This is a genomic window from Saprospiraceae bacterium (genome assembly GCA_016719615.1).
Lineage (GTDB): Bacteria > Bacteroidota > Bacteroidia > Chitinophagales > Saprospiraceae > Vicinibacter.
The window spans coordinates 95,085-120,433 of record JADJYQ010000006.1; the positions used below are offsets into that span (position 1 = coordinate 95,085).

Consider the following 25,349-nt stretch of genomic DNA (forward strand, 5'->3'; position numbering starts at 1 on the left):
AATCGAGGCGTTTTCCTGTTTTTAATTGTTTAGCTGTTTTAAGAAGATGAGATTCACTATCGAAATCTCCAATCATTTAAAAAAAGATCACTAAAAATTATCTTTATGGTTGGATAAACTGTTGATGTAAACAAGAATTAAATACGATATCCTTTTACTTTTCATCATAATGGCTTGTAATCCAAATTTATTTATTAAATGCTTATTTCGGTTATAATCGCCTATGGGCACATTTAATTAAGAAAAAACCAATTATCAAGATAGATTTTTATTTCTAAATATTTCTCAGACTTACTACACTCATTTAATATTCATTCTAAGAATGATTGAATGATAAACCCAGCCAAATTTCGATCTTTTCTTTGCAGGTTAAGGTTGGGAATAAAATAATTCTTTCTTAGCATATGACAGTTTTTGATATATGAAAAAATTGCCATATATGCGGTTGATAATCAATATTTTACAAGAATTCCACAAGATATGGCAACTGAATGTAAAGTTAATGCCATCCTGAGAATATTAAAGTTGAACTCGAAAATGTGAATTTTAGCAGACTCAAAAAAATGGCCTTAATGATAAACGCCATTATTAAAACCCAAACGATATGTCTATGGCTCTTGTGTGAAGTTATTGACATAAGTACAAAATTGCTGAGCATAAACAAGAAATTGCAACGGTTTGTCTCTGAAGTCAAATTTGATCAGAATCAAATCGCAAAGTTTGTTCACCAAGTGTACAAAGTGGAAGATGATGTATATTTAATTATAGATAGAACGAATTGGAAACTGGGTGAAACGAATTTAAATATTTTGATGTTGGTACTTAGTTGGAACGGAAAAGGGATTCCATTATTTTGGAAACCAATGGACAAAAGAGGCAATTCAAATTTGGATGAAAAAATGGAATTACTAAACAAGTTTAAAAATGCATTTCCCAAAATAAAAATAGCTGGGCTGCTAGCAGATAGGGAGTTTATAGGTGAGGACTGGTTTATGGAATTAATAAAAAGGAAATTCCATTCTTCATAAGAGTTCTGAATAATTTTCTGATACAAAAGAGATACATAATGCAGAAAATTAGATCTCTATTTAGAAAATTACCATTGAATGGATCAAAATTATTCCATCAAAATAAAAGTGTTAAATGTACCATTGTTTATAGCTGGCACGAAGAAAAGAAATAAATTTAACAATGTAGATAATTGTATAGTTGTTTCATATGTAAATGATGAAAACCCACTACAAGAATATAGGCAGCAATGGCAAATAGAAAATATGTTCCGAAATATGAAAAGTTCAGGATTTGATTTGGAGTCAACTCATGTGACCAAATATGACTGATTAAATAATGTATTGACAATGATAAGTATCGCTTATGTTTGGGTTGTTAAATTTGGAGATAAGATACAGTCTACAATGAACTAAGCTGAAATATTGGTGCTTGAAAATAGGAATATAAGCATTTTTAGGCTTGGTTTGAGACACTTAAAAATGCATTGAACTCAATGAAATAACAGGCTCTGACGGTTTATGTTAAATTATTGTCATATACTTAGTAATTCTTTATAAAGTTTAAAAGACCAATTATCACCAACTTTTGTCATGCTTCCAATATTAGCTACTTTCGCAAATTGATTTCACTTATGAAAAAAAATGTACTGATCCTGGGATCCGGCGCCCGTGAACATGCACTGGCTTTAAAAATATTACAAAGCGACTTATTAGGACAACTTTTTGTCATGCCAGGCAATCCCGGAACCATGTCGGTCGCACTAAATATTCCGGGTGATATCATGGATATCCATGCCGTCGTAAATACAGTCCGAGAGTTTGATATTGACCTGGTAGTCTGTGGACCCGAAGCTCCCTTGGATGCAGGAATCATGGACGCTTTGTCCAAAATGGAGGGAAAATATAAACCAATTCTAATTGGACCTACGCAGGCTGGAGCACAACTTGAAAGCAGTAAAGCTTTTGCAAAAACATTTATGCAAAAACATGGAATACCTACTGCAACTTATAAGATCTTTCAAAAAAATCAACTCGATGAAGCAATGGAATTTTGCAGCACATTGGTACCCCCCATCGTTCTAAAAGCATCCGGACTCGCCGCGGGAAAAGGAGTGATCATTTGCGAAGACCACATGGAAGCAGAACGAGAAATCATCGCCATGCTGTCTGGAAAATTCGGTTCTGCATCTGAAACACTGGTCATCGAAGAATTCATGAATGGAATTGAATTTTCAGTATTCGTACTCACGAATGGCAATCAATATGTTTTGCTACCGGAAGCCAAAGATTATAAGCGCATAGGCGAAGGTGATACCGGACTGAACACAGGAGGTATGGGCGCAATATCACCGGTTCCCTTTGCAAGCCCATCGCTGATGAAATCTATCTGCACAGAAATTATTGAACCCAGCATCAAAGGTCTTCAGGAAGATGGCATTCCATATCAGGGATTTCTATTTTTTGGACTCATGGTCGTTGATCAACAAGCAAAAGTGATCGAATACAACTGCCGATTGGGAGATCCTGAGACCGAAGCCATTTTACCTAGAATCCAATCAGATCTACTAGCACTTTTCTTAGCCATGAATGCACATAAATTAGATTCATTTGCTTTGGAAATAGATCCAAGAACCGCCGCAACCGTTGTGTTGGCCAGTGGCGGCTACCCGGGTCATTTCCCAAAAGGAAAAACCATCAAATTTCCAGACCAAATGGCTGCTGAAAGTTACATCTTTCACGCAGGTACACGTACAGAAGATTATATATTGAAATCCAATGGAGGACGGGTATTGGCCATTACTTCTCTTCATGAATCTCCTACAGAAGCCCTGAACTTGAGCCTTCATCTGGCAGACCAGGTTCAATTCGAAGGAAAATATTTCCGGAGAGATATAGGTTTGGATGTTTATCCGGATAAAAGGCGCTCCGATGAACTCAATATATGAATTATAAGGTACGGGAACTGGCAGAGATTTTAGAATGTCTAACTTACGAACGTTCGTTAGCTGATTGGATTGTCGAACACGCCGAATGCGATAGCCGTTCGTTACTTCATCCTGCCAAAACCTTGTTTTTTGCCTTGAAAGGAGCCCGTACAGATGGACATCATTATATTCCACAGCTGATCGAACAAGGTGTCCGTGTTTTTGTAGTTTCTACGGATGTTCCGGACTTGCCAAAAGATGTTTGTTTACTTAAAGTTCCGGATGTATTGATGGCACTCCAAAAATTAGCAAGCTTTCATCGGAGAAAATTTGATATCCCTGTCGTCGGAATCACGGGAAGTAATGGCAAAACAATAGTAAAGGAATGGCTGTACACGATATTACAAGGAAAATATAATGTTTGCAAAAACCCGAAATCATATAATTCTCAATTAGGTGTGGCATTATCCATTTTAGAATTAGATAGTTCCCATAATATCGCTTTGTTTGAAGCCGGGATCAGCCGACAAGGTGAAATGCAGCGACTTTCAGAAATGATTTGTGCTAACATCGGGATTTTCACCAATATTGGAGATGCTCATCAGTCGGGATTTTCAGGCATGGATGAAAAGACCAAAGAAAAATTGATCCTTTTTGAGCATTCCGAAAAACTCATTTATTGCAAAGACTACCAAAGTATAGATTATCATAGAAAAAACCAGAAACAAAACATAAGCTGGTCTCAAAAATTGGATGCTCCCTATAAAATTGTACAGCTTAAAAAAAATAAAGATGCTTTGGTTTTAGAATTACTAGCCAAGGGAATATCATTTTCGTTTAATATTCATTTTCAGGATGATGCCTCCTTAGAAAATATCATGCATTGCATTGTCTTAGCACTTGAGTTGGGTTTAACAGAAAGCGAAATACAAAATAGAATCAACCAGCTGCAGAATTTAAGCATGCGTTTAGAACAAAAAGAAGGCATCAATGGCTGTTTGCTCATTAATGATAGTTATAGTCTTGATTTAAAATCACTTCAGCTTGCGTTACAATTTGTGGATCAACAAAATCAGGATCTACCGAGAACATTGGTCATCACTGATTTTGCAGAACACAGGGATCATTCGGAATTATTTTCAGGATTGGAGTATTTAATGGATAAATACCTCATTCAAAAAGTAATAACTGTTGGACATGATATCGCTGAACTTCTTGAATATACGAAAAGAAAGAATCATTTTTTTTCATTTCAGACAACAGAAGAATTATTAGCAAAAATTGATGACTTGCATTTTCAAAATGAACTCATTCTGATCAAAGGCGCAAGAAAATTCAGTCTGGAGCGATTTTTTCACCAACTCAGTTTATCCAAACACGATACTATTTTAGAGATTGATCTAAAAGCCGTTGCCCATAACCTGGATGTATACAGATCTCTACTTCAGCCGGGCACTCAAATTATGGCCATTGTAAAAGCAGCGGCCTACGGAAGTGGTCATTATGAAATCGCCAGATTGCTGGAGCATAAAAAAGTGGATTATCTGGCAGTCGCATATTTGGATGAAGGCATTTTGTTGCGACAAAAGGGAATTCACCTTCCTGTAATGGTCATGAATACAGGTACTGCTGATTTTAATAGTTTTTTAGAGTATCATTTGGAACCTGAAATATTTTCTATACAACAGTTGGAAAGATGTTTAGTAGAAATAGGTTCTTCAACATTTATACCCATCCACATCAAATTGGATACAGGTATGCACCGATTGGGATTTCTGGAGCAAGACCTTCCACAATTAATTCAAATGCTCAGTAAACATCCTCAGATTCAGGTAAAAAGTATATTCACACATTTGGCTGCAAGTGATCAGCAGCACTATGATGATTTTACTAGTTTCCAATCCAGGATTTTTGAAAAAATGGTAGCTCAAATTATTAAAGTTTTAAACTATCAACCAGCCATCCATGCTTTAAATAGCGGCGGCATTGCCAGACACCCTAACATGAATTATTCGATGGTAAGACTGGGCATTGGGCTCTATGGCTTTGATAGTGAAGCCAATGTTCAAATGAAATTAGAAAAAGTCCATACCTTAAAAACAAGAATAAGCCAGATAAAATCCTATGCCGCCGGCGAAACGATTAGTTATAACAGATCCGGTCTACTTTCTAAAAATTCAAAAATTGCCGTTCTCAGTATTGGATATGCAGATGGTTTGCCCCGTTCGGCAGGAATGAAGGCCTATCATTTATGGGTAAACCGGCATAAAGTGCCATTGATTGGTCTCGTTTGCATGGATATGTGCATGGTTGATTTGACCGGGATAGACCACGTTTCAGAGGGTATGGAAGTCGAAGTTTTTGGCAAAAACGCAGCTTTGGAAGAATTAGCCCATATTTGTGATACGATTCCTTATGAAATACTGGCCAGAATCTCCGGACGAGTAAAACGCTTGTTCCTTCAGGATTAAGGCTTTAGATGATAAATTGCACATGAATGACTCCTTCTTATTAAATTTTAGACCAAATGCCCTCCAGATTTGCTCAAATGAGAAGTTAATTGCATCAATCTTCCAATAGAATAGGCCATTTGAACGTTTCTAGTTCTTAATTTTGACCGTTTTAATAAAAACCAATTTGATATGAGATTAATACTAACACTAGTTTTTGCTTGTTTTGCCTGGGTGGTTGGCTCACAACAAGATCCAGTCTTATTTACTGTAGCCGGCAAGCCGGTCAATCTTTCCGAGTTTGAATACATCTACAATAAAAACAATGGAAAAGATGCTGATTACAGTAAAAAATCACTTGAAGATTATTTGAATCTTTATACCAAATTCAAACTTAAGGTGCATGCTGCCAGAGACATGAAGGTGGATACCATACCAGCATTGATCAAAGAACTCGAAGGCTACCGCCAACAGCTAACCACCAGCTATTTAAATGACAAAGAGGTCACCGACAAATTGGCACGTGAAGTCTACGAAAGGCAGAGAAAAGATTTGTTGCTCAACCACATCTTATTTAGCCTGAGTCCGAATGCAACAGGTCCGGATACTGTGAAATCTTACAACATGGCTGCCAATGCCATTCGCATGATCAACACGGGAATGAAATGGGCAGATGCTGCAAAAAACAGCAATGACCTCAATTCGGCTCAAAAAAATGGCAGACTGGGCTGGTTCACATCAATGTTTCCCGATGGATTCTATAATTTGGAAAATGCAGCCTATGCTATCCAACCTGGGCAAGTGTACCCTATGCCAATTCGAACTAGACTAGGTTATCATGTACTACAAGTAGAAGCGCAAAGACCCGCCTACAGAAGAATGGAAATCGCACATATATTCCTTAAAAAATCCAGCCGTGGAAATCCGGATATAATTGCACAGACCAAAGCTGATAGTTTGTATAAGCTCATTAAATCAGGTCAGAATTTCGAAGAACTCGCGCGGGTAAACAGCGATGACAAAGCAAGTGCTGTACAAGGAGGATCTATAGGTTACATTGGCATCAATCAATTTGAGCCTGCTTTTGAAGATGCAGCGTTCGCCATCACACAAGATGGAGAAGTTGCAGCACCTATTGAGTCTGCTATAGGTTGGCATATTATAAAACGTTTGCGCAAAGACGACGAGCTTCCATATGAAAGAGCAAAAAGAAAAATCCAGGTCGATATTCAGCGCGATGAACGATTCAATGTTGCGCAAGCATCTTTGATCGAAAAAATAAAATCAGAAGCCGGATATAAGGAAAATGAAAATACATTGAATTATTTTATGGCCAACATTGATACCCTTTTTTACACCTACAAATGGAAAATTCCCGAAGATCTGAAAAATGAAACCATTTTTAACTTAAGTCATCAATCTTTTGGATTGCTCGATTTTGCTGAATATGTAAAAAGCAATACGCGTTTGCGGATGCAAGGAGGTGAAAACAAAGAAGTGATGGGCACATTGAAAAATATGCTCAAAGAATATTCCAATCAAAAATGTCTGCAGTTTGAAGAAGGTAAATTAGAAGAAAAATATCCCGATTTCAAAGCATTAATGCGCGAATACAGAGAAGGAATTTTATTATTTGAAGCCACTAAAATTGTTGTTTGGGACAGAGCATCAGAAGATACTACCGGATTAAAAGCTTTCCATCAAAAAAATAAAGACAAATACCGCTGGGAAGAAAGAGCCATGATGTTAACAGTATCTGTAGATACCACTGATAAAGATTTAGTGGACCAGATTTACAGCTTTGCAAAAAAGAATCCTATAGAAAAGATATTCGATAAATTTGATAAAGATAAAAAGTTCATTTCTTATCAAAGAACAATGGTCGAGAAAAAGGGTATGGACTCTTATAAAGGAATGTCCTTTTCGAAAAATGAAGCATCCAAACTTCAATTGAATCAGGAAAATACGGGTTATAATTTTAATAAAATTGAAGCCATACATCCTGCCGGTTATAAAACACTGGACGAAGCAAGAGGATATATTATTGCCGATTACCAGGATAACCTTGAAATGATGTGGGTTGATGAGTTGAAAAGAAAATATGAAGTCAAAGTCCAACAGGACGTATTTAATGCACTGATAAAAAGCTAAGGCCCTTCAAAGTGAATCAAAAACAGGCCATAGGATTGTACTCGGGAATTTTCCTGCTTTTACTTTTGATCAGTTGCAAAGAAGGAACCCCGGCCAATGCATCCAATCCTGATGAGATTCTTGTTCAATATGAAGGCCGTAAACTGCGTTTTAAAGAAGTTGCAGAAAACATACCCGAAGAAATTCAGGGAGAAGACAGTTTGCAATTTATCAATAACTACATTGACCGTTGGTTAAAAGATCAGATTCTGATCAAAGATGCAAGTACTGAATTAAATGAACTTGATGAAATTAACCAATTGGCTGAAAAGTATAAAGATGAATTATTGCTTTTGAAGTACGAAGAAAAACTGATTCGAGAAAAATTAGATACAGCCATTGGAGATGCAGAATTGCTGCGGTATTACAATAGCAATAAATCAAATTACAAATTAGAGAGCACCATATTCAGGTTTGTCATGATCAAAGCGAATAAACCTGTCAGTGACTCTCGTAAATTGGATCAGCTTTGGGAAAATCTAAATCAGAATTCTCTACAGGCCTTAAATATGTATTGCCAAAATAATGCCGATATCTGTTTCCTAAACCCCGCCAAATGGTACCAATGGGCTGATATTAAATCTTTGATTCCGGCTAAGTTTTTTCAGGAAAAAAATATTAACCCGGGTTTGCGTAGAGATTTTGCAGATTTTAGCCATAGTTATAAAATTCATTTTTACGAAGTCGTCAGGCCTCATGAAGACCCGCCACTTTCATTTGTGAAAGATCAGGCCAAAAAAGCCATCCTTCACCAACGAAAAATAAAATTACTGGAAAATCATAAGATCGAACGGTACGAAAAAGAACTTAAAGAAAAAAGGATTCAAATCTTGAACAAATGAAATACTCGATAATGAAATATGCATTGACCATATTGATAGCTTTCAGCTCTCTATTTTCTTTTGCTCAAACCATCGATAGAATTATCGCGAAAGTTGGTTCTGAGATTATTCTTTATTCTGATTGGCAGGAACAAATTCAATTCATTAAATCGCGCCAGAATAATTTTATGAATCGCAATAATGAATGTGGTATTTTGGAAAATCTGATCATTCAAAATATTTGGTCAATCGTGCTAAAGTGGATAGTATTGAAATCAAGGATGAAGAAGTAGAACAACAATTGAATGCAAGAATTGAAAATATTCTCGCCTACTTTAACAATGACTACGATAAATTCAGAGAACACTATGGGCAATCCGTTTCGAAACCAGAGAACGTTTCCGTGAAGAATTAAAAAATCAATTGTTGACCGAGCGGCTTCAAAATAAAATAATTGGAGAGATCAGAATCACACCGGAAGAAACAAAAGATTTTTTTAGTAAAATACCAAAAGACAGTATTCCTTATATCAATGCAGAAGTTGAAATATCAGAAATAGTCTATAAACCTAAACTCAACGATACACAAAAGCGGATTGCAAAAGAAAGGTTGCAAAAAATTCTCAACAGAATTCAGAGCGGAGAAGATTTTTCCAAAATTGCAGAAGTCCAATCTGATGATCCTGGTTCCGCAAAAAATGGTGGTATATTAGGTTGGACCAAACGCGGCAGCCTCGTGCCAGAATTTGAAGCTGTCGCTTATTCCTTAAAAAAGGATAGCATTTCCGGCATCGTTGAAAGTGAATACGGCTATCATATTATCCAGTTGCTTGAAAGAAGAGGAAATTCCGTTCACTGCAAACATATTTTAATCAAACCTCGCTTCGATGATGCAGACTATAAAGCTGCTGAAGTATATCTGGATTCTATTAGAAGCCTAATCCTGAAAGACTCGATTCCCTTTGAATCTGCAGTACGATACTATTCAGATAAAAAATCTGAATCCTACAATAATGGTGGCTTACTCTTAAATCCAAAAACGGGAACTGCTGATTTTGAAACGGGTGACCTCGATCCGGATATTTTCTTTGCCATTGACAAACTTAATATCGGCGAAGTCAGTAAAGTGTTTTCAAGTACAGAAATAGATGGAACTAAAGTCTTTAAACTGGTACGCCTCAATGCCAAAACTCCACCACACAAAGCCAATCTCAAAGATGACTATGCTAAAATCCAACAAGTCGCTAAAGAAAATAAAAAAGGTCAGAAATTCCAGGAATGGCTTGCTAATAATGTTCCTAAAGCATTCATTAATATTGATCCCGAAGTGAAGGCGATTTGCCCCGATGTGGCAACCTGGGCGATGCCCCAGCCTTAGTTTAAAAAGAGTTTTGGGAATAAGTGGTTTGTGAAAATGATTACTAACGTATGTTAGTAACAAATCATTTTAGGATACATTTCGATACACAGTTGGAATACATTTCGAATTTCAATACGATGGAAAAATGATACCAGCCGAACCAAGAATTTATAGGCCGTTTATCATCTTGCAATAGACTTCGGTTAACTCCCTTCCACTCAAATGAGCAGATTTGTTTTCATGGACGCTTTGTAAAGCATTGCGTTGCAATTTTAAATAAGTAAACGAATCAATCGACATGATCTCATCCAGAATCTCTGTCAATGCATTTAGATCTTGCTCTTCGGTCAGATATGCATTAAAATGATGAACAAGGATGTCCGGGATATCACAATGTCTTGAACCAATTACCGGACGGCCCAGACCAAGGCTGTCTTTGATGAAAACCGGACAACCGCCTTCTGTATCATTCGTTTTTGTTCTTTTACTCCATTGCATTGAAAAATGTGTATATCTAAGTGCCTTCAGATAATCCTCAAAATTCAATTTCCCATTTATGGATATAGAATGTTTATGTTTGCTGCGAGCAACTTTTTGTATTTCATGTACATAGGCCTGATTATAAAATTCGCCGTAAAACGAAAGCGAGAACCTACCTGCGTGCCTATCTTGCAAAGCTTCCAAGAGTTCTAATTGATTTTTTTTCTCCGTATAGGTGGCTACTTGCAATAATCTGATTGGATGATTCCATAAATTGAAATGAATTTCAGCATTTCTAAAAAATAGAAGATGCACGATGCTAATTTGATGTGCTGGTATTCCATATCCAATCAACAGTTGTCTTGAATAATTTCCTTCCACAATAAATCTCGCTCCACTTTTGCCAAGTCCCGATAAGACTCCAACACAGAAGGATGTTTAAATATTAAATGTTCATAGTCAAAACCGTATAATGAAATAACAATAGGTTTTTGGATTGGATTAGCCAATGTTTGTAGCGAACAGCCATATGTCCAAAATGAACATGAATCACATGCACCTCGTTTGAAGCTAGCCAATTGCTCAAATGTTCCGACATTTGATAACGTCTCCATCTTTGCTTGATTTTTTCAACATTAGAAACAGGGTAATTCACTTTTGGAACAGACCTGATATAAAAATAGTCAGGATTTGGATCGCTCACCAGATATTCACTATAGATATAATGACGGCATGATTTCAAGGTACTGTCAAGCAAGGCATCCAACCAGTTCATTGTGTCCGGCAACCAATGGTCAACAATATGAAGAACTTTATAGTACATGCGGACTATCCTTTTGGAGCATTCGATTCCAAACAACTAAACTCAACATTCTCAATTTATGTTCGCGTTTTTTTAAATTAAAATTTTGATCCAAATTTTTGATATCGCTGGCAAATTCCTTTAACCAAAATTCTATTTGTTCATCGAAAATTGAATAGTTAATAACATGTCGGCTCTTCCCCATCAAATTATATATCTTTTCAAATGCTGAATTTAATTTAAACTTTTGAAACAGACAATTGGCTCCAATAAACTTTGGATGGAGCCCTGTTCTTTGCCAGGGTATGTTCAACAAATCGTTTGACAACTCTCTATTTAAAACATTTAGATAAAATCGGCCATATGCCTGATCTTTATCATCAATGCTGTAATTAAACATGATCCAATCCAAATCATAAAATGGAATTGCTATTTTGGTATAACTCGATAATAAAAATATACTATAAGCTGCCTGATAGCGCATGCGGTGATGAACGATGTAGGGGTCAATTGTCTTTGCATTAAAAAAGGGATCGTCCAGTTTAAACTTACCATGCTCTACTTTAAAATATCGGGCTGCAGTTTCGCGATCGATGCGCTTATTGAGCTCATTCATTCCAGCATAAATGCCACCACCATAAAATCCATGGTAGAAAACATCTGAATGTTGCAACAAATCTCGATGTAAGTTGCCTTCATGCAAATGCCCAAGATGCAAACAAGCATCACTATGCCATAAGGATTCTAATCTATTCTCCAGCCAGTTTGAAGCACTGAGTTCATGAAAAGTATGGGGAATATGTAATTCCGAAGCAACTCTTCTGGATAAGCTCAATTCCCAATTATGATCAAATGAAAAACAATGGGCTGTACAAGCTTTCTCTTTGCTTAATATTTGTGCGATCCACCTACTGTCTAATCCTCCACTCAAACCAATGCCAATGGAACTCATATCAGCCAATTCAAGGTCGATAGTGCTTTGAACAAACAGATGCGCGTATTCTTCCATGGCTTTTCGCGAAGCGATCCGTTTTGGCGGAACCTGATCCCAGCCCCAGTACATTTTAGAACACAGACGTTTAGTGCTCGCTTCATAAATATATAAGCTCGAAGGATCACATCGTTTGATTTCATTAAACCAACTTTGATCCCACATCATGTGTCCGTTGTGTAAATAAGAATAGATTGTTTTTGTATTCAGTTCAGGTTTTGGATACAAAATTTTGCCAACCACTTCATGGAATTAGATAAACAGATTTGATTTTGGTTTTCATACATATACAAAGGATAAAATCCAAGGAAATCCGTAACGATACAAATGCTATACTGGAGTTCATCAACAAAGATTAAATTAAAAATACCATTGTAAGATTTACACCATTCAATAGCTTCCGTTTCGTTTACCAAGGTTTTCCCATGTAACCATTGATCAACTTTTTGTTTAGCTTTTTTTCGCGGTATTGCGTTTCCAATCACTAGAACAGACCGTTTTAAATTATCATTCTTATAAATATAACTGATGGCTCCTTTATCCAATAAGCTTACATGACCTAGCCATAAATGCTGCTTGGATTCAGAGTCCGTCGTTTTTTGAACAGGCTCTGACTTTCCTATCTGCAATAAAAAATCATTCATCTTAGAGGATTCTTAAATGAAGTAAACGCATCACTTTGTCGCGGTAAAACAACAAACTCAATACCATCAAACAAACTACACTTAAGCCTATAGAAAAGACCAGATACAAATGAAGTAGACTGATCCCGTAAAGTAAAACGCTGGCAAAAAGATAATACATCAAAAAATAAAGTACTTCGCGAATGCCCCTGGATAAATTCGAATAATATTGAAACATTTTATAAATAGTAAAAGTCAACACAAAGAGACTGACAAAAATGTTGATTTCCAAGAAAGTAACAATAGGCGCCTTTGTCAAATAAATGATAAAAATAAATACATAATTAAAGATCAAAACCGCAATATTCCATTGTAATAACTTTCGAGAGGCCCCCAGTGCAAGCAGTTGGCTGAAGGCAAGATTATTTACAGAACGTATCATTGCCATAATACAAATGAACTTTGAAAACACCAGGATCTTTCCCTCATCATCCTTAAAAAGTAAGTCCACAAGTTCGGGTAAATGAAAAAATAATAAGAGATACAATCCCAAACAAATCAATGCATGACTCAGCATAGATTCGCTGATGATCCATTGCCTTTCGCCGGCATCCTCCTGATGTTTGGATAAGATGGGAAAAACTACCTTATTGAAGATCGGATTTATTTTTGAAAACAGAAGATAACTCAATTCTGAAGCAAAATTATAGGGACCTAAAGTTTGCAAACCGAATACAGCCAAAATAAGAACAGTATCAAAATTTCCCTGAATAAAACTTAAGCCCTGATTGATCATCTGGTAGGATGAAAACTTTAAATGAGCTACATTCTCTTCGATTTCTGTATTTTCAGGAATATCTTTTATTTCTTTATTTGTAAAATAAAAGCAAAGTCCATAATAAACGACAAAAACGAAACAAGAAACTCAGTGTAAAAACAAACATGGGATTGTAAAACCAGATAAAACTCACTAAAAATAAAAACTCAAGACTTGCACCGGCGATTTGAGCCAGGCTGATCTGCCGCTGGTGCAATTGCCTTGTGAGTATGGCCGTGTAACGAGAACCCCAGGCGATCAATAAAAATAACAGAAGTCCGGTATAAACGATCCAATGATTTTCGCTGTAATACTTTTTTTCGATAATAAAAAAGAGCAGTATCAAAAAATACCCCCACTGCCTAAAGCCATGTGCCAATTGTACACAAGTTGGATCAAGGTCTTCGACCAGCTTTATTTCTGGAGTATGCATACAAACATACCCGGTTCAAACAAGGCTACCGACACTCGAAAAATCAGCTGAAAGATTGCATAAATGCCCATCTCCAGGTATCCGAGAAATCTTCCAAGGAATACAATGCCAATAATCTGCAACAAGGTCAGATAGAGGGAAGATCCCAATTGCCATCTAAACATGTGGTTCAGCGCGATGGCACTCCCTTGTATGCGTTTATTGTTTTGCAAATAATTTCTTTAAAGACCAAAAATAGAAAACCGCAGGCAGGTAATTGACTCTTTTAATTTCGATTCCTTTCCCATTCAAAGCTATATACAATTTAAATCCTTTTCGGATGACACCATCTATACTGCATTCTATTATGAAATCCCCTGTATGCAACACATATCGTTGATTTATAATCCAGCGTTTAGAACCAGATTGCATTGAAAATCTAGCTGATTGAAAAGTAACATTTACATAGTCAATATATTCCAACATGGTATGATTAGAACCTATTGTTTCATCTTGCATTTTTAACGTCGCCGAATCGCCAAACAATCGATACAATTGAAAAGACGCATGTCTTGTAAGCAGATCGCATATACTGGAATCCGGTAATCCCGGATTCAAATCCAGTCTTTCCTGCAATACAATCTCTCCAGCATCCATTTGATCTGTAATTATATGAAAACTGTATCCAAAATCATGGTCTCCTAAGCATTTCTGCCAGAATATAGGGAAGGTTCCTCTGTGTTTTGGTAAGAGCGAATAATGAAAATTCAAAGCCCGCTTTTTGAATTTCATCAAGAACCGATGTGGCAATTTAGTTTGGATTCCAGCTGAGAGCAGATAATCACTAGCATCTGCCAAAGCATCAAGTCTTTCATCATCTAAAGTCTTGAAAAAATAAAGCTCCACAGATTTCTGATAACAAAATACACTCCAGTAGTATGAAATGAAAATCTTGTTTACGCTATTACAGATCCTTTGCCAAAAAATGAATATTCTTAATAAATAGTCAGGACTCTCCGGCCAAACAGTTCTTTGGGGCTCGTCGATGAAAACGCAAGTCAGTCGGATCCCTTTAAGTAATGACAAAACCGGTACAAAACACTTTGTAAACATACTATCTGTATGTCCCATATAAATAAGCCTCTCGCCTTGTAAATCCATCCCCGCAAAGATCATGAAATGTATTGGCAATTCACCAATGAAGCAGGGTCTAAAAATCAACAAGGTATTAAATGCAGCAATTCATATTCAATCAGTCTGTCTTAGGTGAAATAAAATGATAAAGAGATTTGAATTTGGCTATGTTTGTATATGCTTTCCGTTAAGAAAGAATGTATCAAAAAACGATTATACTTGAAAGCAAAATAGATCCGTCATCTCGAAATGGAAATAAGCAATGAAGTTTTTCAAACCTCAGAGAAAGCCGCAATGGATTGGCTCATTTATGCTTCAAAAATGAAAGAATATAGAGGTATTCCGCATAGTAGATGCATGTGTTTGCCCGAATTTATTGCCTGGACATCATCCTATCCGGAAACCAGCGGCTATCTGATTGAAAATTTTCTCGAACGCAATATTCATGATCCTGAATTACAATACTTTTTGGTTACTAAAACAGCAGTATGGCTTTTTGAACAACAATCTCCGGATGGATATTTTTATGCCGGCCTTAAAAAGCAAAATCCCAGTATCTTTAATACAGCTCAAATTATAGGTGGCTTGCACATTTTGAATAAAAAAAATCAAAATGAAGAATACCGCGATCAAATTATAAAAGCTTACAACTGGTGTATAGCCCAAATCAATAAAGATGGTAGCTGGCAGGAAGGTTTGTATGTGGATTCCTGGTTTCCGGTATATTATGTACATGCATTATGGAAATTTATCGACACAGATATATATTACTTTGATGGAAAGAATCTGAATCTGCTCACAAAATCTTATACTTATTTATTGGACAAAGCTCAAAAAGAACTTTATAAAAACTGTAGCTTTTACCCAAATACTTCATGCCTCAGCCATACATTGGCTTATGCGTTGGAAGGCTTTTTGGAATGTGCTAAACTCATAAAAGATGAAGATACTATTCAATGGGTATATAAAAAGCTTCGCGAAATGAACGAACGTTCGTTAGGTGGAAATAAATTTCCCGCCGAATTTCATAGCAAAACAAAGTGGGATACTTCTTACATATGTACAACGGGACATGCCCAGTTTGCTTCTCTTTATTATCAAGTTTACGCTGATCTCAAAGAACCATGGGCTATACTTACTGCCGAACAATTGATGCATAAGCTGATCAACATTCAATATAAAAATAAGCATCCCGGAATAAATGGAGCTTTTCCGGCCTCCTATCCCATCTGGAAACCTTATTTCCCATTTCGCATCGTTAACTGGACTCAGAAATTTTTTCTGGATGCATGTTGGAGGAGGAGGGAGTTGGTTGTCTCGACATGAAGATGCCTCTTATTAACAATAAATGATGATGTTGGGAGTTAGTGGCTAGGTGTTAGATGATATGTTTTATGAAATCCCTTACTGAACGAGAACAAAAATAAATCAATTAATCATCCGTTTGGAAAACGGAGTTTTCCTATCGCCCCAACGTATCCCGCTTTGAAAAAATTTGGGGTGTATATTTTACAATAATAAAGCGGGAGGAGACTACTCAGAGCTACTTATTTAAAATAATAGGATATTTTTATAAGAACCAGAATCTGCTCTCCTCTCCGCATAGTAGAGAGGAGCAGGAGGTGAAGTGACCGAAATGTCTACATGATTGATTATCTACAATTTGCTTGACTACTAAAAATAAGTTATATAAAAAATGATAATTGTTAGTTATTAGAGAACCTTCATACTAACAATTGTTTGTTTATTAATTTATAATTGCCATTATTTAATATTTTCAAAAATGTTAAACATAATTCTAAAAGCGTTCAAAAATGAAAAATCAAGACCCGAATGAAAAAATTAAGTTTAACGAATTCTTATAGAATAAAAAAGCCTATTTATATCTGGGAATAACTCATCCTCACTTCACTATCCTTCCTCAAGTATAAACAGTCTATAATCAATTGAAAATCTGTCAGTGCCTGATATAGGTTGACCATATTTTATCATTAAAAAACATAAAAATGGCAACAATTAGAAGGCAATTTAAAATGAGCATTGAGCAGCGTATGGCGAGGCATTTTTCAGAAAGTTTCAAACGATCGAAGGTTCTCGAGATAGAGCAAGGTAGGAGCAAAGTCAGTGAAATTTGTAAGGAATACGAGGTTAGCCCTACCAATGTATACAAATGGATGAGTAAATTTGGTGCAGCTAAAAGCCAAATTCGCATGATTGTTGAAACAAATTCCGACACTAAAAAATAATAGAACTTAAGCAAAAAGTTGCAGAATTGGAACGAGTAATTGGTCAAAAACAGATCCTAATTGACTTTCAAACTAAGATGATTGAATTAGCAGAAGAAGCATACAAGATTGATATTAAAAAAAAATATTCTTCAGCACAATCTGCTACTTCAGACAGGAGCGAAAGCGATATCCATTCTCATTAAATAAGTTGTACAGAGTAATGAATATCAGCAAACAATCTGTTCATCAAAGAATAGAAAGGAATCACCAGGATCTAGAAATAGAAGCACAACTTCTGTGGCTCATACACCAAATTCGTGAAGATCACCCTACGATGGGAGTGCGTGATCTGTTTTATAAAATTCGGCCAGAATCCATGGGCAGGGACCGTTTTGAAGCCTTTTGTAAAGAAAATAGTTTGATGTCCCTTAAGAAAGTATTTAGGCCAAGAACAACAGACAACACAGGGGTTATACGATTTGACAATTTGCTTATAGATCTCCAAATCAATCGAGTTGATCAAGTCTGGCAAAGCGACATAACCTATTTTGAATTAAACAATAGGTTTTATTATTTAACTTTTATCCTTGATGCTTATTCTAGACGAATTGTTGGGCATAACGTGTCGGATAATTTAACGACCATTTGCACCACAATGCCAGCCTTAAAAATGGCTATAAAGTTGCGAGCCAAACAAAAGATGAGCGAATTAATATTCCATTCCGATGGTGGTGGACAATACTATGCAAAATCCTTTTTAGAGCTTACCGCAAAATATGAAATCAGAAACAGTATGTGTGAATATGCTTGGGAAAATGGTAAAGCTGAAAGGATTAATGGAATCATAAAGAATAACTATTTGATACACAGGGATATTAAAAATTATCATCAATTGACTATAGAGGTTGACCGAAGTGTACAACTTTATAACTTAGAAAAACCTCATAAAGAGTTACAAAGATTAAGTCCTGTTGAATTTGAAAATTTGGATATAACTTTACAATTGCAAAAAACACCGAGGATGAAAGAGTCATTTGATGCAAATAACAAAATATATGGGGTATCGAACCCCATATATTTTGAGCAAAAAACACCTCAGAATCTTGATGTATTCTCTGCAAATAATTCGAGTAAAAAGTTACACAAAACGGTCAACCCTATTTAGGCATTGACAATCCTAAATCCATAATCCTTGCTCTATAATCCTTGCTCTATAATCCAATATCCACCATATCAGTTTATAAAACCTTTTTCTCAAATTCTCCTACTTACTCCCGGAAAATAAGTAATCCATTTCAATAAAGTTCTGCCTGCGATATAGGCCACGTATTCGAATAATTTTTGAAAGACGCCGCGATGCCGCTGCCTGTCTATTTGATGGCATCCGCTCTTGATGAGCTTGTCCATTAATATTCTAGTTGATTTGACGAGATCTTTGTCTGTTACGTCCACGTTGAGTTCGATACTGGCATAAGTACTCAAGTGATTTAAATTAAAAGAACCAATCGTCATCCATTCATCATCAACAAGTGCAAGTTTGCCATGAAGTACGCTTTTATGCCATTCGTAAACTTCTATACCATTTTTTAAAAGCCAACGATACAAATACAAACTAGCATTTAAAAAAGTTGGGATATCCGATTTTCCTGCAAGCACGATCTTGATCTTGATCCCTCTTTTAGCAGCCCTTTCCATTGCTTTTCGCAATTTACGGCCCGGTAAAAAATAACTTGCTACAATATACATTTCGCGTTCGGCCTGTTCCAAAGCCAAGAGATAACTGTAGTGAATCTGTTTTTTATTTCTAAGCCAATCATTCTGTCGGATATTGATCTGCGGAATATTCTGGCCATGATATTTTGGAAGTTTTAGCTCGTTAAAGACAGGAAATTTCCGTTCTTCTATCTGATCGCAAATTTTCTTTAATTGCCTACAAACATCTCCCTCTATATATAGCGCAAAATCCAGCCAGGGCTCTTCCTGTATTGTACCCCTGTATTTATCTGCAATGTTAATACCACCTACAAGTGATTTGTATTCATCTGCAATGAATATTTTATGGTGCAGTCTTCTGCCAATCGCAAGGTTTTTAAAAAGCGATATCCGCGAAAATAAATGCACCTTAATACCATAGTATTTCCATTCTTCGAGTATTAGCTTCGAAAATCCCAAAGAACCATATCCATCCATAATCACTGATATTTCAAGCCCTCTTTTGGCTGCATTGATAAGTTCATTCGAGATGCTTGTACCGATGCTATCATTTTCAAATATGTAGGTATGAAATTGGATACTGCTTTGAGCTGCTTTGATCAGTGCCATCAGCGTATCAAAATATTCAGTGCCACTTTGCAAAAGCCTTACTACATCTGCAGGTTGAAACGCATTTGCATAGGCCAGGTGTTTATGTTCAAATAACTTCATGGATAGAAGTTTAACCGGCAGGTTTCAGTCTTTCTCTATTGTATCTGTATTTCTTTACAGCGTATCTAATGATATAATACATACAAAATGCCAAGACGCTACTTAGAATGAGGCTTCCGGCCAATACGGAAATACTAAGATGATCTAAATGTTTGTACCAATCTTTGAAACTAAATGCTGCTTGTTTTTCAAAAAAAACGCTACCGAGTTTGTAACTCATAGCCATAAAAAACGGACTGGTAAAGACATTACTGATCATACTTCCGCCTATGGCTGCCAACAAATTAAATTTCCACAGGCGGTATAGAAACAAAACAATTAATGTACCGGCTCCAAATGTTGGAAAAATACTGACAAATGTACCCACAGCCGCACCAAACGCTATTTCATGGGTAGTGCCCCGATCTCTTGAAATCTTGATTAACCAATATTTAAATTTACGCCACATGTTTTAAAAAAGCCCAATACATTAGGTCTTATAATAGAACAAACCCAGATTTCAAATGAATGTTTTAAAATAATTTTTAATCTAAAGAATTTCTTTCATGATCACATTTGCGCAACAAATGCTTATCTCAAGATAAGCATTTTACCAAATTCCTTTGTAAAAAATTGATCTGTTCCATTATCATACTTCTCTATAGCTTTTTTCTGACGATCCTTCACCCTGAATCTGTATAAATAAACGCCGTTCGCCAATTTCTCTCCAAACTGATCTGTGCCATCGTATTCAAACTCCGTCATATGTGTTCCTATTTGCAAGGCGCCGATTTCTTCTTTACTGATTTCTCTGACTACTTTTCCAGATACCGTCATAATCTGAATTGAATAATACTCCGGAATCTCATCACCGGTAAGTGTATACACAAATCGGGTTCTGCTCGAAAATGGATTCGGGTAATTTACAAAATTGGAAACAGAAGATTTTGTGATGATGGTAAAATCAATAATGTAGTCAAGATCTGATGCTGGATTTCCAGAGGCATCATATCCCTTTACATACAAAGTATAGATTCCATCTTTTGTAAAGCGCCCGTGAATAATGGCTTTGAGCTTATTCTCAGCACCTGCTGCGGGAACAAATTCTACATTATTCTGAGAAAAATAAATGCGTTGTGGATTTCCTCCGGGTTCTTTTAATCGCATTTCCAAAACGGAAGTGTCGTTGAGCAAAAGATCCTTGTTTTCATCCTGAATGCTAATTTCTATCACTGCCTTGCTGGAGACGATATCAAGATTAATAATTCGGTTTCTGTCAAAGGTCACATCCATATAAGGCTGTCTCCTATCTCTTCTGATAAAAAATGGAATGACTGCTGTATTATTAAATGAGTATAGTTCTGCCTGATCGCTATCAGGATTCAATTCGATAAATAGTTTATAAGAACCATATACACTGGACGTATTAAAAGAAAATGGAATTTTAAGTGTAGTCAATGATGCCAGTGGCAGCAGCCTTTTATAACTGATGGTTTGCTGATTGGTCTGACTGACTAATGTAAATTTCACCAACAAACTGTCAAAATCAGCTTCCCCTATATTTTGTGCCAAAATTTCAATATCAAAAGGATCGCCTTGATTAATGGTATCATTTGATTTTTTAAACCATAATGCCGGATGAAATGCTGCATCGGGTAAAGAAACATGCGTCACTCTCCAGTAATCCAAAACAGAAGAACTTCTGCTGCTGGTATCTTTTGATTTCCATTCGAGCATCAGTTGCGGGTAATCTCTAGTCTGAATATTACTTAAATCCTGAACAGCATCGGTAAATGGTCCACGAAGCAATGTTTGGTTTCCATTGGGACTTATTCCATAAATGTTGATTTCTTGTTGGTCTTCAGCGGCATTAAATAAATTGTAATTCCAGCTAAATTGCGACCAGGCCTTTGCTGGTCCTATGATTCGCGATTGCATAGATCCTTCCGTTTGCGGAATGCTGAAAATATGCGAAATTTCATTTTCATCTGTAAAATTTCCTATACTTTCTTTGACTTCAAAATCACTTCTGCCCTTCCGATAAACAAGAATATAGGGCACAGAATTAAAAGACTTCAAACTTCTTACCTGCTTTGCACCAAAAGACTCCAAAACAGAAAACATGTTTCTAACTCCGTCAGCTTCCCATAATTCCGGAAAATAGGAATTCTGATATTGACTCAAAGTGCTCAATACGACTACATGATCAACTGGAATAGAATTTTCCAGAAAATCCATTAGAATCGCCCGCTGTTGTGCTGTTTCGGTCTGGAATATATAAAATGGTTTTCCACCATAACGACCATCCTGGTAACTATTAAAATCACCTCCCGTCACATTCACCCACAGGCGCCCGGATATTGGATTAAACACATTGACCACCACTCCACTGAAATTATTATTGTAATTCCAATAATCATAATCAGAACTAACATCCGTTCCTACATATAATCGCGGTCTGATAAAACTTGGCAATTCAATATATCCATTGTTTGCCCTAATTTCAACATATGCAGCAGAATATTGAAATTGCCTGTCGGGCTCATTCAATTGCATTTTGTACAAATCATTTTTTTTATGTTGAAAAAAATGCGACTGATTCCAGCCGGGAGTACTTCCAGGCAAATATATAAATGAAGAATTGCGCCATGCAAATTGTCCGGCACCAATACTATCGGGTGAAACTCTCCAATAATACGCTACATTTTCCATGAGGCTTTGAGAAGGAGTCCAATGAATTACTCCTCCTGTCTGTTTAACAACATGCGATTGTTTGTGACTGCTGTTAAAATATTCTGTAGTGTCAAGTTCAAAATAATAATCGATTTCCTCCGCCAGGGTATTTCCATTACATGCTATTAATTGCGGTGAATTTGATTGTATAATGGCAAATTCTTTCGGATATACAGGTTTGGCTTCGTTGCCAAAAACAAAAAATGAATATCCCATTTGTCCATTAACTTCCAAATCATTATTGTTTTCTGCCTCAGGCAATGGACCTTCCTGAACGAGATTCTTTCCATCCAATTTTATATAAAGTCGGTTATAACCCACCGCAGTATCGCCCGAAACCGGCAACAACATACTTATCTGACTTCTCCAGCTTGGTTTGGCAATTTGTTGATCAAAGACAATTCTCCTGCTGCCATTTGGCAATTCCCTTTCAACAGTCAACTGGATGCTATCTTTTTCATAAGCACCTAAACTAACAACTTCAAAACGCAGTTCAAATTCTTTCTGCGTACTAAATACCAATGAAGGTTCTGTGCTTAAGGATCTCGAATCTAAAGTATAATCCTGTGCTTCATTAAAATTGAGCTTCACGGCCGGATCGCCATTAAAGGTCACAGAGTAGGCCTGAGTTAACAATCGTTCGCCTCCATTGCTTATCATTTGCAATATCGTTTCTTGAAGTGCTTCACCTGTTGATTTTCCATATTTTTTTCCTCCCAATTGTCTGTAAAATTCATTTCCGAAAATTCCCAATATATCCGGATAGCCCGCAGTGGTGTTGGCGACATAAACTATAGAACCTCTCTCTGGAGCGAGATTATGGTCTTCGCTGATGGACCGGTTATTGGCAAATAATGATCCGGCATAACAACCCATCGCCATGAATAAATGATAGCGATCTTTATTCATATAGGAATCTACATTTTCCAAATTAAAATCGAGACGAATGGCCGCAGAGTGGCCCATAAATGAAATAATAGCACTCCCTTCGTTGATGTATTTTCGCAACAATTCACTATTGGCAACTTCGATGGTATTACTACTTTGTTTATAAAAAGTCTTCACATCTGCGCCACTTAAATTACTTTCGATGACATTTTCCATACCTGCCAGCTGACTACTTATCAGCGCATAAATTTGGGGATCTCCACCCGATAAATGAATAACCCGTTTCAACCATTCCCGATTTTCTAAATTGTATGAGCTTGTTGTCGTAAAAGCTTCGTGAGATTTGATTTTATCTAAATACGCTTTTATTTCCGAGCCATTAATCACCGGCAATCTGCCAAAGGCACAAAATGGTTTATTTTGTTGATCACAAACAAGACTTATATCTGAAGCGGGCGAACAAAAAGTAGGAACCAGAAAATAGTCTGTGTTCAAGCCACTTTGTCTGTAATATGGGTATTCAAGTCCTTTCCCTAAAATCAAAAAATACTTCATATCCGGCCAGATCGTTCGTACATATTGACTAAAATTTTTAACAGCCAGACTATGGGTATGAATTCCAAATGCAAATGCATCATAGAGCTCTTCAATATTTACCAAAGCCACCTTGTAAGATCCGCCTTCTGCTGAAGAACGGTAACGCGCATATTCCTGAACATAATTGATTCCATTGACCGGTGACTCCAATTTTGGATGGTATAAGATCACATAGTTAAAGTTTCCACTATTAAATGATTTAATTTCCGTTTCATGTAATCCTGAAATCGGTTTTTCCTCTGCAGGATTCCAAATCACAAATTCCCGGTCATTAGAAGATGGTGGAATTGTGATGCGATAGACTCCATTGGTTTCTCTAATGCTTTTGAGGTAAATATTATTGGTAATATCATAAATTACAATTTCCGTCCCACCATCAAAATTTTCTAACTCCAGATATTTTCGAATAAGGCTCTTCCCGATTTTTAAATGGGCCATTCGTTGTTGATTAAAATCAAACTTCCTTGGATAGTTAAGTTCTATTAATGAAACGGCCAATTTGTCTTCCGGACTGGCTTCGCCATTGATATTTAGGGTAAATTCATTTTTTAATTCAAAAGCAGGAATTAATATTTCTTTAGTTCTAATTTTATAGCCTGCAAAAATTTCCGTTCCAAAAGAAACGCCATCAACTGTAAATGCGGGCCGGTGTGCGGTATTATCATCTCCGTAGCCGGTAATTCGAATCAGAATTTGTGCATCAGGACCATCAGAATAATAATTATCGAAATTTAGATTAAAGTTCCTGTTTCTAAAAATATCGGATGTGTATCCTTGTGCATTATCAAATAAAGGATATTTTTGATCACTACCAAAACCTGTACTTCTTTTAAAAGAAATTTCACTGAAAATTAGCTTTTTATTCTGAATATAATACTCATCTTTTGGCAATGGTGCAGAAAGGTCATTTAATACAAAAGTTACATCCAGTGGATCCGGATCAATATCATAAGTAAGGAAATAAACAGAAGTATCATTAAACATACTGTATTCCGGATTCATGAGTAAATCAGCTTGTTGAAATAGTGCTTCATCCAACTCAGCGCGATTTTTCAAACCATAAATTAACAGATAATCATCAGATCCCATCAGGCCCGTTGTAGATCTTATCATTGGCTTCTGTTCTCCAAATTTATACAATCGCATATGGGATGCGGGGATTGTAGCCACCGGAAAACCTGATTGTTGAAGCATTGAATAGCTGATTTTGTAGATTCCATCAGCTGGAATATTCAGCTTCCAATATTTCTGATTGGGTTTGTGCCATTCATTGCCATAGATTTCATTGCCTTTAAATGTCATTTGGGCATTAAGCCCGAAACTAAAGATAAATGCAAGGATGAAAAAATTACTCGAGCGAATCATAGAAGAAATTTAATTATGCATTATAAATTAAGCACAAACATATTAAATAAATATGTAATATTAAAAGATTCCGGACTATTTTTTTACCTTTAACACTGTGCCTTCATTTACTTACAGCTGC

22 protein-coding genes are annotated in these 25,349 nt (G+C 36.3%); 11 read left to right on the top strand and 11 right to left on the bottom strand.

Going from position 1 to position 25,349, the window contains the following annotated elements; genetic code table 11:
• Positions 1 to 572 precede the first annotated feature (572 nt).
• From IPM92_13060 to IPM92_13095, 8 genes are all read left to right on the top strand, one after another.
• Entirely contained in the window at positions 573 to 1,028 is a 456-nt protein-coding gene (locus tag IPM92_13060; protein ID MBK9109258.1) for a hypothetical protein, read from the top strand.
• Between the two features lie 78 nt (positions 1,029 to 1,106).
• On the top strand, positions 1,107 to 1,340 hold the full coding sequence (locus IPM92_13065) for a hypothetical protein (protein MBK9109259.1): 234 nt from the start codon (positions 1,107 to 1,109) through the stop codon (positions 1,338 to 1,340).
• 302 nt (positions 1,341 to 1,642) lie between these two features.
• Positions 1,643 to 2,956, top strand: coding sequence for a phosphoribosylamine--glycine ligase (gene purD, locus IPM92_13070; protein ID MBK9109260.1), 1,314 nt, complete (start codon positions 1,643 to 1,645; stop codon positions 2,954 to 2,956).
• Positions 2,953 to 5,406, top strand: a complete 2,454-nt coding sequence (locus IPM92_13075; protein ID MBK9109261.1) for a bifunctional UDP-N-acetylmuramoyl-tripeptide:D-alanyl-D-alanine ligase/alanine racemase — start codon at positions 2,953 to 2,955, stop codon at positions 5,404 to 5,406. The genes purD and IPM92_13075 overlap by 4 nt, the downstream gene beginning before the upstream one ends.
• 171 nt (positions 5,407 to 5,577) lie before the next feature.
• Positions 5,578 to 7,536, top strand: coding sequence for a peptidylprolyl isomerase (locus IPM92_13080; protein MBK9109262.1), 1,959 nt, complete (start codon positions 5,578 to 5,580; stop codon positions 7,534 to 7,536).
• Between the two features lie 11 nt (positions 7,537 to 7,547).
• Positions 7,548 to 8,417: a hypothetical protein gene (locus IPM92_13085; protein ID MBK9109263.1), complete on the top strand. Its 870-nt coding sequence runs from the start codon at positions 7,548 to 7,550 to the stop codon at positions 8,415 to 8,417.
• A gap of 184 nt (positions 8,418 to 8,601) precedes the next feature.
• Positions 8,602 to 8,811, top strand: a complete 210-nt coding sequence (locus IPM92_13090) for a hypothetical protein (protein MBK9109264.1) — start codon at positions 8,602 to 8,604, stop codon at positions 8,809 to 8,811.
• An 11-nt stretch (positions 8,812 to 8,822) separates the two neighbouring features.
• Positions 8,823 to 9,773, top strand: a complete 951-nt coding sequence (locus tag IPM92_13095) for a peptidylprolyl isomerase (GenBank protein ID MBK9109265.1) — start codon at positions 8,823 to 8,825, stop codon at positions 9,771 to 9,773.
• A 150-nt stretch (positions 9,774 to 9,923) separates the two neighbouring features.
• On the opposite strand, the gene IPM92_13100 is transcribed toward IPM92_13095, so the two are convergent.
• The 8 genes from IPM92_13100 to IPM92_13135 form a co-directional block, all read right to left on the bottom strand.
• Positions 9,924 to 10,550 (bottom strand): glycosyltransferase, encoded by a 627-nt coding sequence (locus IPM92_13100; protein ID MBK9109266.1) that lies wholly within the window; start codon positions 10,548 to 10,550, stop codon positions 9,924 to 9,926.
• Between the two features lie 130 nt (positions 10,551 to 10,680).
• A complete protein-coding gene (locus IPM92_13105) occupies positions 10,681 to 11,058 on the bottom strand; it encodes a hypothetical protein (GenBank protein ID MBK9109267.1) in 378 nt (125 codons plus the stop codon).
• Complete coding sequence (locus tag IPM92_13110; protein ID MBK9109268.1) at positions 11,048 to 12,256, bottom strand: hypothetical protein; 1,209 nt, start codon at positions 12,254 to 12,256, stop codon at positions 11,048 to 11,050. The genes IPM92_13105 and IPM92_13110 overlap by 11 nt, the downstream gene beginning before the upstream one ends.
• Positions 12,235 to 12,672, bottom strand: a complete 438-nt coding sequence (locus IPM92_13115) for a hypothetical protein (GenBank protein MBK9109269.1) — start codon at positions 12,670 to 12,672, stop codon at positions 12,235 to 12,237. Before IPM92_13115 ends, IPM92_13110 begins: the two co-directional genes overlap by 22 nt.
• A 1-nt stretch (position 12,673) precedes the next feature.
• A complete protein-coding gene (locus IPM92_13120) occupies positions 12,674 to 13,447 on the bottom strand; it encodes an oligosaccharide flippase family protein (protein ID MBK9109270.1) in 774 nt (257 codons plus the stop codon).
• 73 nt (positions 13,448 to 13,520) lie between these two features.
• Positions 13,521 to 13,901: a hypothetical protein gene (locus IPM92_13125; protein MBK9109271.1), complete on the bottom strand. Its 381-nt coding sequence runs from the start codon at positions 13,899 to 13,901 to the stop codon at positions 13,521 to 13,523.
• Positions 13,883 to 14,113: a hypothetical protein gene (locus IPM92_13130; protein ID MBK9109272.1), complete on the bottom strand. Its 231-nt coding sequence runs from the start codon at positions 14,111 to 14,113 to the stop codon at positions 13,883 to 13,885. The genes IPM92_13125 and IPM92_13130 overlap by 19 nt, the downstream gene beginning before the upstream one ends.
• Positions 14,100 to 15,056, bottom strand: a complete 957-nt coding sequence (locus IPM92_13135; GenBank protein MBK9109273.1) for a hypothetical protein — start codon at positions 15,054 to 15,056, stop codon at positions 14,100 to 14,102. Before IPM92_13135 ends, IPM92_13130 begins: the two co-directional genes overlap by 14 nt.
• Positions 15,057 to 15,263: 207 nt before the next feature.
• Between IPM92_13135 and IPM92_13140 the strand changes: the two genes are divergently transcribed.
• The 3 genes from IPM92_13140 (at position 15,264) to IPM92_13150 (ending at position 18,407) form a co-directional block, all read left to right on the top strand.
• A complete protein-coding gene (locus IPM92_13140; protein MBK9109274.1) occupies positions 15,264 to 16,340 on the top strand; it encodes a hypothetical protein in 1,077 nt (358 codons plus the stop codon).
• 680 nt (positions 16,341 to 17,020) lie between these two features.
• Positions 17,021 to 17,260 carry a transposase gene (locus IPM92_13145; protein ID MBK9109275.1) on the top strand — a complete coding sequence of 80 codons (240 nt, stop codon included), beginning with the start codon at positions 17,021 to 17,023 and terminating at the stop codon, positions 17,258 to 17,260.
• Between the two features lie 202 nt (positions 17,261 to 17,462).
• Positions 17,463 to 18,407 carry an IS3 family transposase gene (locus IPM92_13150; GenBank protein MBK9109276.1) on the top strand — a complete coding sequence of 315 codons (945 nt, stop codon included), beginning with the start codon at positions 17,463 to 17,465 and terminating at the stop codon, positions 18,405 to 18,407.
• Between the two features lie 89 nt (positions 18,408 to 18,496).
• On the opposite strand, the gene IPM92_13155 is transcribed toward IPM92_13150, so the two are convergent.
• From IPM92_13155 to IPM92_13165, 3 genes are all read right to left on the bottom strand, one after another.
• Entirely contained in the window at positions 18,497 to 19,666 is a 1,170-nt protein-coding gene (locus IPM92_13155) for a hypothetical protein (GenBank protein ID MBK9109277.1), read from the bottom strand.
• A 10-nt stretch (positions 19,667 to 19,676) separates the two neighbouring features.
• Complete coding sequence (locus IPM92_13160) at positions 19,677 to 20,114, bottom strand: DUF2062 domain-containing protein (GenBank protein ID MBK9109278.1); 438 nt, start codon at positions 20,112 to 20,114, stop codon at positions 19,677 to 19,679.
• A gap of 122 nt (positions 20,115 to 20,236) precedes the next feature.
• Positions 20,237 to 25,228: a hypothetical protein gene (locus IPM92_13165; protein ID MBK9109279.1), complete on the bottom strand. Its 4,992-nt coding sequence runs from the start codon at positions 25,226 to 25,228 to the stop codon at positions 20,237 to 20,239.
• Positions 25,229 to 25,349 lie beyond the last annotated feature (121 nt).